This window comes from Hyphomicrobium sp. MC1, from assembly GCF_000253295.1.
GTDB lineage: Bacteria > Pseudomonadota > Alphaproteobacteria > Rhizobiales > Hyphomicrobiaceae > Hyphomicrobium_B.
The window spans coordinates 2,944,640-2,959,140 of sequence record NC_015717.1 but is presented as its reverse complement, the minus strand read 5'-3'; the positions used below and the strand labels follow the sequence as shown (position 1 = coordinate 2,959,140).

The 14,501-nt window shown below is 56.7% G+C and carries 11 protein-coding genes; 6 read left to right on the top strand and 5 right to left on the bottom strand.

Translation table 11 applies throughout. The features are described from left to right. Positions 1–28: 28 nt before the first annotated feature. Positions 29–1,084, bottom strand: a complete 1,056-nt coding sequence (locus tag HYPMC_RS14350; protein ID WP_013948706.1) for a 2Fe-2S iron-sulfur cluster-binding protein — start codon at positions 1,082–1,084, stop codon at positions 29–31. Positions 1,085–1,640: 556 nt separating this feature from the next. Here HYPMC_RS14350 and HYPMC_RS14345 point away from each other — a divergent pair. Both HYPMC_RS14345 and HYPMC_RS14340 read left to right on the top strand, forming a co-directional pair. After that, positions 1,641–3,515: a multiheme c-type cytochrome gene (locus HYPMC_RS14345; RefSeq protein WP_013948704.1), complete on the top strand. Its 1,875-nt coding sequence runs from the start codon at positions 1,641–1,643 to the stop codon at positions 3,513–3,515. A gap of 125 nt (positions 3,516–3,640) precedes the next feature. After that, entirely contained in the window at positions 3,641–5,323 is a 1,683-nt protein-coding gene (locus tag HYPMC_RS14340) for a hypothetical protein (RefSeq protein ID WP_013948703.1), read from the top strand. A 78-nt stretch (positions 5,324–5,401) separates the two neighbouring features. Here HYPMC_RS14340 and HYPMC_RS14335 read toward each other — a convergent pair whose 3' ends face one another. Together HYPMC_RS14335 and HYPMC_RS14330 are read right to left on the bottom strand one after the other, a co-directional pair. Further along, on the bottom strand, positions 5,402–6,007 hold the full coding sequence (locus tag HYPMC_RS14335) for a YceI family protein (protein ID WP_157135442.1): 606 nt from the start codon (positions 6,005–6,007) through the stop codon (positions 5,402–5,404). Between the two features lie 64 nt (positions 6,008–6,071). Beyond that, positions 6,072–6,263: a hypothetical protein gene (locus tag HYPMC_RS14330; RefSeq protein WP_013948701.1), complete on the bottom strand. Its 192-nt coding sequence runs from the start codon at positions 6,261–6,263 to the stop codon at positions 6,072–6,074. Between the two features lie 542 nt (positions 6,264–6,805). On the opposite strand from HYPMC_RS14330, the gene HYPMC_RS23765 reads away from it, so the two are divergent. Continuing rightward, the gene (locus tag HYPMC_RS23765; protein ID WP_013948700.1) at positions 6,806–7,822 is read left to right on the top strand and encodes an AI-2E family transporter; all 1,017 of its coding nucleotides are present in this window, start codon (positions 6,806–6,808) and stop codon (positions 7,820–7,822) included. Here the strand turns inward: HYPMC_RS23765 and HYPMC_RS14320 are convergent. After that, a complete protein-coding gene (locus tag HYPMC_RS14320; protein WP_013948699.1) occupies positions 7,722–9,560 on the bottom strand; it encodes a metallophosphoesterase in 1,839 nt (612 codons plus the stop codon). The two genes, HYPMC_RS23765 and HYPMC_RS14320, sit on opposite strands and share 101 nt — an antisense overlap. A gap of 224 nt (positions 9,561–9,784) precedes the next feature. Then, a complete protein-coding gene (locus HYPMC_RS14315; RefSeq protein WP_013948698.1) occupies positions 9,785–10,354 on the bottom strand; it encodes an HdeD family acid-resistance protein in 570 nt (189 codons plus the stop codon). A 552-nt stretch (positions 10,355–10,906) separates the two neighbouring features. Between HYPMC_RS14315 and ptcA the strand changes: the two genes are divergently transcribed. Genes ptcA through aguA form a run of 3 tightly spaced genes read left to right on the top strand, consistent with a single transcriptional unit; the run spans position 10,907 to position 14,500 of the window. Then, complete coding sequence (ptcA, locus tag HYPMC_RS14310; RefSeq protein WP_013948697.1) at positions 10,907–11,938, top strand: putrescine carbamoyltransferase; 1,032 nt, start codon at positions 10,907–10,909, stop codon at positions 11,936–11,938. Between the two features lie 20 nt (positions 11,939–11,958). Further along, positions 11,959–13,383 (top strand): APC family permease, encoded by a 1,425-nt coding sequence (locus HYPMC_RS14305; RefSeq protein ID WP_013948696.1) that lies wholly within the window; start codon positions 11,959–11,961, stop codon positions 13,381–13,383. Beyond that, on the top strand, positions 13,376–14,500 hold the full coding sequence (gene aguA, locus HYPMC_RS14300; RefSeq protein WP_041300170.1) for an agmatine deiminase: 1,125 nt from the start codon (positions 13,376–13,378) through the stop codon (positions 14,498–14,500). Before HYPMC_RS14305 ends, aguA begins: the two co-directional genes overlap by 8 nt. Position 14,501 lies beyond the last annotated feature (1 nt).

Below are 14,501 nucleotides of genomic sequence, written 5' to 3'. Positions count from 1 at the left end.
GCATGTACCCGTAAGCGAGCAGCGATTGCTACCTGAAACCTCCTGGGCGCTCGTAAGCGAGTTGAAGAATGTTTCGATCTCGGGGAGAGGAGAGCCTCTCGATGGTGCGGGTGAGAGGGCTTTGCCCGCCCGCTGTGTCGGGTGCCGGCAGGAATGGGTCGGCGTAGCAGGTCGCGCCAACGTCTGCCGAAACTGCCTTTACCGACTCGACCATGCCCGGTGCACCGCAGGCGTACAAAGCATCGGTGGGCAATAAGCGTGGTAGATAGTCGGTTGGCCGACCCGGTCTGACCGCCGGAATCGATACCTGCAAAGAACTGCAGACTGGTACGACGACGACGTTCGGAAAACGCGCCAGGCGCACAAGAGCGGGGGCCATATAAAGGGAATCCAAGGTGCGGCCGCCGGCAATGACCATCATTCTTCGTGAAGGATCTTCGCGAAGCGCTGCGACGGCGATCGCCCAGATCGGAGCGAAACCCGTGTTGGTTGCCACGAGAACGATCCGGCCACCGCGATTCGGCCGGAAGTGCGCGGATCCAAAGGGACCCGTGAGCCTGACACGGTGTCCGATCTTAATCCGCTTACCGATGGATGCGCTGACGCGACCGTTCTCAACGCGGCGGACGTGAAACCACGTGGCATCGCAGTCGTCCGATTCATTCAGAGCATGCGTGATGCTATAGGAACGGTTCGGATAACCGCTGAACTGTACGTGTGCGTATTGGCCGGGCAGATGCGGAAGGGGACGGTCCGTTGTAATGCCGATTTCCAGGACTTCCGACGACAGCGGCCGCAATGTGCTCAAGACGCCGTTGACGGAACGAATATCAGCGGGCTGCTCGCGCTCGATTACTGCGTCGGCAACGATCCGACACTGACAGGCGTGAATGACGCCGGGCTCCGCTCCTTCGCCACCGTGCACGTCGCCGGATACAAGTCGCACGCAGCATGTTCCGCAATGTCCTGCGCGACAGCTGTAAGGCAGGTCGATGCCGTTGTTCAACGCCACATCGAGCAGAAGCGCACCGCGCGGCGCCAGAAAGCTTTTGCCGTCGATCGTGACTTTGTGACGTTTTGACATAAGTTCATCCCAGTAGGGTTGAGGTTCATGATGTCGATCTATCCCGCTGAGATCAGGCGAAGAATTTCAAGTTCGTCCGCCTGCATTTTATTTCCAGTAATGATCATTCGTGGTCAGACAATGGCCGCGTTGGAAATCGCTCAAAGCGGAAATGGAGGGGGAATTAGAAACGGTAAAATAGAGTAATAGCTGCGGCAATAACAAGAAATGCGACGCGCGAGATGGCGTCCGGTGCGGGCCGTTTTGGACGCTTGCTGTTGAATGCGTGGAGCAGCGTAAAGGCCATAATAAACGGCCGTTTGCGTTGGAATCATAGTCAGCAAGCTGACGAAGCGCGTTATTGCAAGGAAGGGAGTGTCGTCGATAATTGCGAATGCGAGCAATTATCCGAATTGCGAAATCTGGCGCGAGAATAAATTCGCGGCCATATCGCGGCCCATTTCGCGTTTCAATTAATCAGCAGGCCATCCATTCCAGACGGCTGTTCAGCGTCGTTTCGCGGGGCGATGCGAATCGAAATGCTGCCCTGAAATGTACTGAGGACAGGGATAAGGCCATGACGCGATTGTCAATATTTGCACTGCTCTCCGGCATGTTTGCCAGCGCGGTTCTTATGTCTGCGGCGCATCCGCGTAAAGCCGCAGCCGAGGAGAACAGCAGCGCAACACGGCAGACACAAGCTCCGCCTCGCGCGCTTGTGCTTGCCGAAAACACAGGCGAGATCCGAAGGCCGGAGGCCGGCAAAGCCAAGCCTGACGGATTGGATAACAGCAAGCCCGATGCGCACGGTAGCACAAATAGCGACGAAGAGCTTTATCCGACCGCCGCGCAATGCGGCACTTGCCATAAGCAGATTTACGATGAGTGGTCATCGTCGCAGCACGCCTATGCGTCGATCTCACCGATGTTCCACAAATTCGAGCAAAAGTTCCAAACGCTGACGCAGGGGACAGTGGGCACCTTCTGCGTGCGCTGCCATCAGCAGGTCGGCACGCAACTCGGAGAAGCGCGCGAGGCGCCCCTTTGGGCGAGAAGCCAAATCTCACGTGAGGGCGTCACTTGCATCACGTGCCACCGGGTTAAAGAACAGTACGGCAAGGTCAACGGCGAGCGTCGGGTTGAACCGGGTAAGATTTACGAACCCGTCTATGGCAGCGGCGAAAAAAGCGTCATCAAAAACGTCATAGTCAATAAGGAAACCTATTCGGTCAAGACGAGCGCAAAAGGCCGCGGCAACGACATCCATAAAGGCATGATCACGAACGACCAGATCACCAAATCGGAGTTCTGCGTCAGTTGTCATCAGGTCGCCGTGAACCTAGGCATCAAGCTCGAAATCGTGTGGGACCAATATCGCGATAGCCCGGCGCGTAAAGCAGGGATCACTTGCCAGGACTGTCACATGGGCAAAGTTCCCGGCCAGCCGAAGGGCTATGCGACGGCGCCGTCAGCGATCGTCGGCGGCAAGGAGATCAATCCAGGTCGTAAACATGCCAACCACCGCTTCGTCGGACCGGGCTATTCGATCGCTCATCCGGGCATCTTCCCGCACAACGTCAAAGCCCAGGCCTATAGCATTCAGGACTGGCTGCAGTTCGATTGGCGCGCTGGCTGGGGCACGAGCAAATTCGAAGACAAAGTCGCGGACGGAAAGATCAAAGTCGCGTTTCCGAAGCGCTGGAGCAATCCGAACGATCGTGAGGACGCGCGCGAAATTATCGACGAAAATCTGAAGAAGCTCGACGCACGAGATGCTCTTCGTCGTCGGGTGATGGAGAACAGCAGCAAAGTCGATGGCCCATTCATCGAAGGCACGCCAAAGGTCGGCTCGGATCTTGCGTTCTCCTACAGGATCAAGAACACGAACACCGGCCACAACCTGCCGTCGGGATCTCTCGGCGCACAGCCGCAGCTTTGGGTGAATGTCGCGCTTGTCGATCCGGACGGTAACAATGTCTGGGAGTCGGGTTACGTCGATAGCAACGGCGATATGGCCGATCTGCATAGTCTCGACGTTGCGGCCGGCCGCATTGATACCGACCAGATGCTGATGAATTTTCAGACCAAGTTTCTGACGACCAACGTTAAGGGCACGGACCGCGAAATGTATCTTCCGGTCAATTTTGACATTGATCCGTTGCCGCAATTGCGTCCGCCAAGCATCCCGACCACCGTTCTCAATCATCCGCCGCTGGTGCGCATGGAGAACCATTCGTTGACGCCGTTGGGTGTGAGGGAAGCCAAATATGAAGTGCCAGGTAATTTGATCAGCAAGCCTGGTCGATACCGCCTTGCTTTCCGCATGCGAAGCCGCGCCGAGCCGATCTATTTCATGCGCTTTGTCGGTGCCACCAAAGATATGGAGCGGAGCATGAATGAGCGCATCATGAACTTCCACGACTTCGCGGTTGATGTCGACGTAAAGGGCTAACGCCGAGAACCGAGCGTTTCGGATTTGGATCGAGGGAATGGTCCAAAGACGCGGGTCCGAAGCCTCTCTGAATCCTCTTGCCTGCAGTGGAGTGCCGGCCGGAGGCATGAAGTGGGAGCTTCAGTATGACTTCTGCCGTAAAAGGCAACTTGCGATCTTATGCCGGGACGGCAACGGCCATCGCTGCTTTGATCGCGGGCGGCAATCTTATGATCTCAGGTTCGCCTGCAGAGACGATTCTTGCTGAGGAACGCAACGACGCGCGCGAGCGGGACGATGTCGAGGGGGCGCCCGGAAAAGAAACGTCGGAGTGGCAGCCGGAAATAAAGCGCCCCAACGAAACGATCGTTCCGAAGCAATATCTCGGCGCTGACGTCCCGGGCGACGGTAAGGCGAATGCACCCGCGGCATCGAATGCGAAACCGCGCAAGAAAAAGACATCGACCAAGGGAGCCTTCCGTCCCGATCCGCAATACAACAAAAAGTACGATGCCAAAGGGCAGGCGGATATCTATGGCGGCAAAACCGCGGTCGAGCCACCACGCCCGCTTTTGGAAATCGGTCGTGAGCAGTACACGTCGGGGATATACGACGAGAGCAGCACGCTGTTCGGCAAACTGAATCCGCTGCTTCCGGGGCTATCCGTCTATGGCGATTGGCGAACGGCGATCGCGTACAACAAGAACAACGGCAAGGATATCGCGCAAGTCGCAACCCGGTTGAACCTCGACGTCGATTTCAAGATCACTGCGACTGAGCGAATCCATGCGTTCTTTACGCCGTTTCAGGATGGGAATGCGAAATTCACCCGCTTCGAGTTCGGCGGCGGCGATGGCGATCAGAAGTTTAACGATGAAATCGATTTTGATCCGCAGACATTGTTTTTTGAGGGCGATGTTGGGTCAATTTATTCGGGCGTGACAGGGAAATATGCTGGCTTCGATTTGCCGTTCACGGTCGGGCTCTTTCCGTTGTTCCTGCAGAACGGCATCTGGGCGAACGATGCAATCCTCGGCGGCGCCGTGACGATCCCTGCGCAGAACTCGCCCACCCTCGGCCTGTCAAACTACGATCTCACCTTCTTCGCGGCCTTCGACAACGTCGATAATGCGAGCCTTATCGATCGAAACGGCAAAGTCGATAACCACGCCGCCAATCTGTTTGGCGTTACAACCTTCATCGATGCGTACGGCGGTTATATCGAAGCCGGATATGGCTTCCTTCAAGGCAACGGAAGTCAGGAGGCCGTCGAGCAACACTTCCTAACCGCGGCCTATAGTCGGCGCTATGCCAACACCATTTCGAACTCGACCCGATTGTTCGCCAACTTTGGAGACGATGGTCGGGGAAGCGGTGATGGCTTTGCCTTCATATCGGAAAACAGTCTGATCTCGCCCTTGCCGAGCACGCTTTTGCCTTACGCGAATTTCTTCGTCGGCGTCGGCAGTCCCGAACCGCTGGTCGATGGCAACAATGCGGGTATATTGAAGAACGTCGGTATCAACTTCGAAACTGACGCGCTGACGGGCTATCCGAAACTCGACGATACCGCATCAAATACGTTCGGCGGCGCACTTGGCGTCGAATATCTCTTCAATCTCGACCAGCAGATCGTTTTTGAAGTGGCAACCGTGCAGCCATTCGAGAACGACGGCATCGGCGTAAAGGATCCACAATACGGCTTCGGTGTTCGCTATCAGATTCCGCTCGACCGAGCGTGGTTGTTCCGCGCCGATGCGACCTATCAGATCCAGGAGGGTGGAGAGGACAACTTCGGATTCCGCACGGAGCTCCGCAGGAAATTCTAGACGCCTCTCCAAAGGAATCTAATAGCGCCCCAAAAGTTGGGGCGCGTGGTGGATGAGATGAAAGGTGATTGGCGGGAGCTATCGCGGCCGAGCGATGGCTTCGATTTCGATATCAACGTCGTCGTCGACCATCGCTTGGTAGTCCACCATGTTGAATGCGCTGCGCTGAATGCGGGTCTTGGCGAGAAATTTGCGCGCACCGACGTCATATTTGAGCGCGGGATCATCGTGCGGTTCAATGGTAACGTTCAGCGTCACCGGCTTTGTGATGCCATTGACGGTCACCTCTCCGGCAACGTCCGCTGAGGTTGCCGACCCAGCATGCACCCCCACGCTTTTGAATGTGATCACTGGCGACGCTGCAGCATTGAAAAAGCTCGCACCCTTCAATTCGCCGTCGATGAGCGCGTCCCCTGTCGTAAGGCTCGCGGCAGCGATTGAAGCCTTTATTTTGCTTTTGCCGGGCTTGCCTTCGTCGTAATCGAGAGTGCCGGAAACCTTGGTAAAGCGACCGCGCTGTTTCGCATAGGCGATCTTGTAGATGAAGCGCACCTCGGTGCGTCGCTGATCGAATACGAAACGCGCTGCTTGCACGCTCGGAGCCGGTAATAGGTTGATCGCGAGCACGGCCCCAAGCACGACGCGAGAAAAAGCGGGTGTGCTGGAGGCCCGCTTATTGAGCATACTTCGTCGGTGGTGGACCACGCTGACTGCCGCACTGAAATTAGTGCAAGCACAGTTGTCTGCCTTAGCGTTTTTCATTGTTCGCGCTCCCCCGTTTGGCGTGCGCGCCCGCGCCACTGGGCTGCGTTAGGGCTGCCACGACCTGCGAAATCTCATCTCGAGCCGCCAAGGCTTTGATCGCGATGATCCACGCTACGGCCAGAGAAATAAGTGGTCCGAGCAACAGAATGAGGAGGTCCGAAAAGACGTCTGCCATTGCGCTTCCCCCAGTTGCGAGTGCGCTCTCTCGCTGCCAATCTCCCTCCGACACGACGCGACGACAGAGTGGCGAAAATGGGTTCGGGAAATGCGCGATTAGTCGAAAACGCAACGCTAGCGCGCGACGTCTGCTCGTCGAAATGCAAAGTTTATGAGGCTGGTAGAGACGCGCCGAGGTGGTTCGATCAGATCTATGGTGAGCAATCAAATTTTATTGCACGGATTTGACTGCTTGGAGAGAGCGAGCAGGCGCGGATAAAAATGATAGGTGTGCATGCCGTCGCGGGCGTCGGTTCTGCGAGCCGGAGCATGCAGGTTCACCTAATGACGGTCTTTCCATTTCGTGTTTTTTAAGAATAAACAGCGTAAATGCAGCCGGCGCTTTCGATCTGCATGGAGTTGGCAATAGCTCCGTCGCAGATTGCGTGACGCACAGTTTATAGCGCACCTTGACCGCAACCAGGATCCCGGCTGAAACTAACGGACGTGGATACTCATCAGCCGCCCTCACAACAAACGAACTTCCGCACTCAGGCAGCGATGCTGGGGGTGTGCGCCGCCATTCTCTCGTGCGCGGCGCTATATGTGGCCGAGACGATCTTCGCGCCGCTCGCTTTCGCGCTCTTCATCATCGCCATCACCTGGCCGTTGCAGCGGTTCCTGCAAGCCAGGATGGCCCGGCTCGTCGCCGTAGCGATAACAACCGCTGCGATCATCATCGTGATCGTCGCTTTTGCCATGTTGCTTGCCTGGGCCGCGGGGCGCGTGGGGCAATTTATCGTGAACGACGCAGCCCGCCTGCAGGCTCTCTATGGCTCGTTGACATCCTGGCTGGAAGGTCATGGCGTCGAGTTGGCCGGGCTATGGGCGAGCTATTTCCGTGGCGATCAATTGTTGCGCCTGGCCCAGGAAGTCACAACACGCCTCAATACTGCGCTCAGCTTCCTGATTGTCGTCTTCATTTATGTGCTGCTCGGATTACTCGAAGTTGACGACGCATGCGCAAGACTTCACGCGTGGCGCCAAGGAAGCCTTGGAACGGTTCTACTGACCGGAGGAGCGAACGCCGCCACCAAGCTTCGTCGCTATATGCTCGTCCGCACGCAGATGAGTGCCATCACTGGCCTTTTGGTTTGGGTGTTCGCGTGGCTTGCGGGGCTGCCGCTGGCGCTCGAATGGGGTGTGATCGCATTCGCTCTGAACTTCATACCTTTCATCGGCCCATTTATCGCGACCATGTTTCCGACCGTGTTTGCCGTCGCGCAATTTGCATCGTGGCCCGCGGCCGTCGCGATTTTCGCGTGTCTCAACGTCATCCAGTTTGTGGTCGGAAGTTATCTGGAACCGCGGTTCGTCGGGAACGCATTGTCGATATCGCCTTTCATCGTCCTATTTTCAGTCTTCTTCTGGACGTTCCTCTGGGGGCTTCCTGGAGCCTTCATTGGCGTACCGATCGTCATAGTGCTTCTTTCGCTGTGTGAGGTTCATTCGTCGACGCATTGGATTGCGGATCTTTTCGGCGCATCGCCGCTGCGGGAGCCTCGGACGCAGGATTGAGGGCGCCCGAAAGAACAACGCGCTCCGGCGTGAAGAGGGTGAAACGCCCATCCGGGCACACGCCGAGCGTATGGATATAAAAATAAGTATCCTTATCGTCGGTCACATCCATCACTGGAGACGGAGCAGAGACAATCGTCAGCTCGCCACAGCGCCCGATCCAATCGATATGACGATGACCGTGCATGACGATGATCTTCTTCCCATGTCGTTGCATCCGGCGAACGAACCAGCTGCCATTGATCAGAGCCGTGCCAATCCGCTCCGAAAGCGCCTTCGAGGCTTTGGGATATTCGACGACGTGATGATGAAGCGCAACGATCCAGTAGGCATTGGGAAATTGCGCGAAGACCTTGTCGGCGGCATGTATTTGCTCGGTGGTCACAAGGCCGAGCGCATTCGTGAACGAGAAATGGGTTTCGGCATTCGAATCCATCAGGATGACGCCGAGCCCGTCCGGTGTCTGTGGCGGTAGAATCATCGGAAAGCTTTGTGCCCAAACATTTGCGAGGTGCCACGACAGGCGCATGGCGCCGCTATCGGAGAATTCTGCAATTTGCTCTGCCAAAGGCTCAAGCGACTTTTGCAAGCTCGCGCCGGACTGATCGCTCTCATTATCGAAAATGCGGACACGCTTGCCTTGCACCGCGGTTATGGCGGCAAGCGCCCGAACTTCGCGCAATCGCATCTTGGGACTGAGAGGCAAATCGAGTCGCGCAGGATTTGCTCTGTCGACGACATTGAGATCATGATTTCCCGGAAGTATCACGGTGAGTTCTGACAGCCGCGGATAGTACGTCATGGCATCAAGAAATTCCGCCCATTCGGTCGAGCGTCCGGCGTCTGTGATATCGCCGGTGATCACGATCAAATCGAGTGGTGTCCGTGCGTGAATGGCGTCGAGCTTCGCCAAAAGCTGCATAAGGCGATTATTGCCGCGTGGCCCGGAGCGCCCTCCTTCTATGCGAAAGCCATATCTCTCGCCGACGGTATGAATGTCGGAAAGGTGCACGACGCGCCAAAGCTTTTTTGCTGAAGCTGAAGCTGAGGCAGGGCCCGGAGAAAAATCCTGCGGTTGCGCCATGAGGGTATCAGCCAGACCCCAAGTCAATGCCGCAGCCGCGAGATATGCCATGACGATGGCGACGCTGTTGCAAAGCGCGATGCCTATCAGTCTCGTTGGCGATGAAAGATCGCTGACGGAGCCCGTCCACCTCGTGTGCGGCCACACGAGCGTAAAGACCCAGATCGCAAATGCGCAAATCAGGACGCCTGCTACAGCAGCGCTCATCGCGCGCACGCGGCCGCGGCGTTGCTGGTCAGTGCCGACGGTCATGAAGCGCTCGGCGAATTGACGGACCGCTTCCCGCACAACGGCGTAAGCCGGCTGAACCGCGAGTGCGTTCAGCGACCAGAAATTCGTCTCAACGAATCGCCATAATGGCTTGCCGCCAAACCATCCGATCGCAAGCAGGGCGAGCAACGCGATCGGCGCGAAGAGACCGGTATAAAGCGCGGCCGTCTTCGACGAGACTGTTCCGATCCATATCGAGACGAGAACCGGCGCTACTCCGAGCATGATCGCAGGAACGACGACCAACGCGATCCAGGCCGCAAGTAACTTTGGCAAACTGATTTCCGAGAGAAGCGTTCCGGCAAGGGATAACAATGTTCGTCGTTTCGTGCTCGATCCGTCGTCTTCGGCGTCGCCGTTCCGCGGGTCGATGATCGACTGCATGGTCGCTTCTTTCTGACAAGGTGGCAAAGCCACGAGACTTGCAACACTTAAGGCAAGCAGGCCGAAGTGTCAGCTCCGGCGTCCGTGCTATCCTCCCTCTCTCAGAGATAGGGATCGACTGATTGTGGTCGCTACAGAATAAACGATAAAAAGGCGCCCCAGAAGAAGGCTCCATGCGAGCCTTCGCCCCGGGGTGCCAAATGCCGCCGTCCGCGCAGCGTTCGTCAACCGAGTGCGGCGCTGTTCTCCTGGCGCACCCTGCTTCCGAAGAAGATCCACCAAATGCCATGAGACAGGAGATCGATGCCGACCAGAAGTCCCAGGACCCATAGGCCGCTGAATGGCCATTTGGCGAGAATGACGAGGCCCGCCACGATGCCAATGATCCCGGAAATCAGCAGGAGTGGGCCGAACAAAGCCCAGTACTGAAACGACTGGACGATCCGAACGCATCCCGAGGCAATCAGAGATAGCGCGAAGACTAAGGTCAGGATAACCGAAGCGCGTGCAGGATCCGTGATTAGCATTATTCCGCAAACGCCGTAGAGAAAGCCGACAAGCAATCTCAGCATGAAGCCGCGCCAATGCTGTGTCGAAAACGCTTGAAATATTTCCGATATGCCCGCCACCAGCAGCAATACGCCAATGAGCATCGTACTGATTACCGTCGCAGCGACGACATCTCCGAGGACGAAGATGCCAGCGAAGACGAAAATGGCTCCGACCAGAATAGCGCCCCACCAACTGGGGTCCGAGGCCTCTGTAGGTCTTGCAGAAACAGGACTGGCGGTCATGACGAACCTCTCAATCTATCGAACAAGGAACGGGAAATGCTGATCCATGAGTAGCGCCAAAAATGCGCACCGACCGTTGGATCATAAGCAGCACATGAAATGTTTAATGGCGCCATCGCCCAGCATATGACGCGCGCTTGCCGACATTTAATCGTCTGCAATAGATGGCGTCGCTACGAAAGACAGAAGAATTTACCGGCGAAGCGGCCGCGAGGAGAGACTGCATGATACGGACTCCTTGGTTTGCTTGTTAGCTGCCAAGTGTCCCCCGTCTCCCAATATTATAGAGACCGCGCCGAGGAACTGTCTTCTCTTTTGTTTCTCAATTGATTGTCTTGATGAATTCCTGATCGCATGCCGCCAATTCTTCGGCCGGGAAAGCAAAGCACCTAATGCCGGTGATTGGACCCGGGGGGCTGCCGCGTCATCGTTAAATTCCGGGTCGTAATGAGACGCGCCTCGACCGCATCCGTTCGACTGAACGTTGACCTCCATCAAGGCCGAAGAGAGCGTGAGCAACCAAAACTCCGATGAGCTCAACGGAGACGACAGATGGCTGCAGCTTTAAGACACTTCATCGACACGCAGGACTTTTCGCGCGAGGAGTTGCTGCGGATCATGGACCTTGTCCGCCTTCTTAAGGAAGCTGACAAGGCAGGCGCATGCCCGCGGCTCCTTCAAGGTGCGTCGCTGGGCATGATCTTCGAAGAGCCTTCGACACGCACGCGTGTTTCGTTCGAAGTCGCGATGACCAAGCTTGGTGGTCACGCTCTCTATTTGAGACCGGGAGAGATTCATCTCGGCAAGCGCGAGAGCATTCGCGATACGGCAGAGGTGATCAGTCGTATGGTCGACGTGATTGAAGCGCGAACGCTCAAGCACAAGACGGTTCTCGATCTCGTGGCAAATTCGACTGTGCCGGTCATGAATGGCTTGACGGATTACAACCATCCGACCCAGGTCGTATGTGACGTCTTCACGATGATGGAGCACAAGCTTCCGGATAAGTCGCTGACCGACGTCCATGTGACGTTCGTCGGTGATGCGACCAACGTTTGCTCCTCGCTGATGATGATTTGCACGCAGATGGGCATGCATTTCACGCACGCTGCACCTGTGCGTTATCAGGCCCCGAAGGCCTGGCAGGATATCGCCCGCGCCAATATCGCGAAGTCCGGCGGCACCCTTACTGTTACAGATGACGTTAATGCAGCGGTTAAAGACGCCGACTTCATCTATACGGATCTCTGGTGGTGGATCGGACAGGAAGCTGAAATTCCTGATCGCGAACGGGCTTTCATGCCGAAGTATCAGGTCAACGAGAGCCTGCTCGCGCGTGCGCCCGCGCACGCCAAGTTCATGCACTGTTTGCCGGCATCACGTGGTGTCGAGGTGACAGATGCCGTCATGGATGGACCTCAGTCGATTATCTACGACCAATCTGAAAATCGGCTCCATACCGAGAAGGCCCTGCTGGCCTACTTCGTCTATCCGCGCCTGAAGATCGCGGATCCAAGCGCTATCGCGCGGTATCGGAGCGCGGTCGATGACTTCCACATGCGTGCAACCGAACTCGTCAGCTAAAAACATAAGAGGATAATCCAATGGCGGTCTCAGCCCCGGGTGCAGTGCGGCCTCCGCGCTTCCAAAAAGTTCTCCACGGCTTGGATATGACCTTGTTTACCGTCTGTGCGGTACTCGTCATTGATCAGCTGACGGCAGCCGCCTCGATCGGCGTGCAATCGATCTTCTGGTGGATATTCACGCTCGTCCTGTTCTTCATTCCGTATGGTCTGATCACTGCTGAGCTTGGCAGCACCTACACGGAGGAGGGCGGCATCTATGCCTGGGTTCGCCGCGCCTTCGGACCCGTCTGGGCTGGACGTACCGCTTGGCTCTGGTGGGTCAACGTCGCCTTCTGGATGCCGTCGGTGTACATCCTCTTTGCAGGCATTCTGGCAGAATTGATTGCGCCGGATATGAGCCTGTGGACGAAGATTGTCATCACGCTGGGGCTGACGTGGCTCACCGTCGGCATCAATATCATCACCTTGGAGGTCGGGAAATGGGTGCCGAATATCGGCGCCATTTTCAAAGTGATTATCATGCTCGCGCTCGGCCTCGGCGGCATTGCCTACGCAATGCATAACGGTCCCGCGAACGAGTTCAGCCTCGCGACGCTCACGCCGCACTGGGGCGATAGTCTCGCGTTCCTTCCGGTCATTATCTATAATTTCCTCGGCTTCGAGCTAATGTCCGGAGCGGCTGAGGAGATGGAAAATCCTGGGCGGGACGTGCCGTGGGCAATCGTACGCTCGGGGTCGATCATCGCGTTCTTCTACATTCTGGCAACCGTCGGCATTCTGCTCGCGCTCCCGCTTTCCGACATCGGCCTCATTAAGGGCCTGCCGGATACGTTTCAAAAGATCTTCGGCGCAGGCATCTCCGGCAATGTTCCGGTCATCGCCCTGTGCGTGATGACGCTCTATACATTGATCGCCAACATGACGACGTGGTCGATCGGAGCAAACCGATCGGCCGCCGAGGCGGCCAATCGTGGCGATCTTCCGTCGATCTTCGCCAAGCTTCATCCCGTTTATAAGACACCCGCTAACTCGGCTATCCTGTGCGGTGTCATCGCCAGCGTCGTGTTGTTGATTTACGGGTGGCTCGCAAAAAGCTCCGAAGATCTCTTCTGGACGACCTTCGCGTTCTCGTCAGTCGTCTTCCTGCTTCCCTACTTCCTGCTGTTCCTCTCGTTCCTGAAACTACGTAGGGATGACCCAGATATTCGACGTCCTTATCGCGTTCCCGGCGGCTATCCGGTTGCTGTGCTGCTGAGCAGCATCTGCATGCTCTTCATCCTGCAGGCTATCGTCTTCTTCATCTACAAGCCCGGCGCGGTTGATATGACCTACATAGGCGCCGTGCTCGGAGGCGTCGTGCTCACGGTCATCGTCGGCGAATTCCTCGTCCATGGCAAACGTCCCGAACCAGCAAAACCGACGAAGGAGATCGCCCATGTCTAAGGTCCTCGCAACGACACCCAAGCAGGACGGCTTTCGGATGCCGGCGGAATGGGAGCCCCACATTGGTTGCTGGATGCTCTGGCCTGAGCGATCGGATAACTGGCGAAGTGGTGCAAAGCCTGCACAGCATGCTTTCGCGGCTGTCGCCGCCGCGATCGCCCAGGGTGAGCCGGTAACTGTCTGTGCATCTCCCGCTCAATATCTTATCGCCCGAGAGATGCTCGACCCGTCCGTACGTCTCGTCGAAATGACGAGTAACGACAGTTGGATCCGTGATTGCGGGCCGACATTCGTCGTAAATGATGCGGGCGCGGTGAGGGGCATCGATTGGAAATTCAATGCTTGGGGTGGGCTTGCCGGAGGGCTCTACTTCCCTTGGGATCAAGACGACCTCGTCGGTGAGAAAGTCATAGAGCTCGAAAGGGATGATCGATACGCGCCGGACTTCATTCTCGAAGGCGGTTCAATCGATGTCGACGGGCAAGGCACGCTCTTGACCACAGAAGAGTGCTTGCTCAATCCGAACCGCAATCCCGATAAAAGCCGTGCCGAGATCGAGAAGTATCTCTGTGACTATCTCAATCTTGAGAAGATCATCTGGTTGGAGAAAGGCGTCTACCTCGACGAGACGAGCGGCCACACTGATAATTTCTGCCGCTTCGTTGCGCCCGGAGAAGTTGTGCTGACGTGGACGGAAGATCGCTCCGATCCGCAATATGCAATTTCGGCCGGAGCCTTGGAACGGCTCGAAAAGGCGACCGACGCTCGCGGGAGGCGGCTGAACATTCACAAGCTCATCGCGCCAAAACCAGTCTTGATCACGGCTGAAGAAGCCGCCGGAGTCGATAAGGTTGCTGGAACGCTGCCGCGCGAAGCAGGCAATCGCCTCGCAGCATCATACGTCAATTTCTACATCGCCAACGACGTAATCGTGATGCCGCGCTTCAACGATCCAGCTGACGGTCCGGCGCAGGACGCGCTGGCGAAACTCTTTCCGACCCGGCGGATCGTAAGCGTGCCTGGGCGTGAGATCCTTCTTGGTGGCGGCAACATTCATTGCATCACCCAGCAGGAGCCGCTCGGCCGACGTCTGCTCCGTATGGCGGGAGCCGCATAAC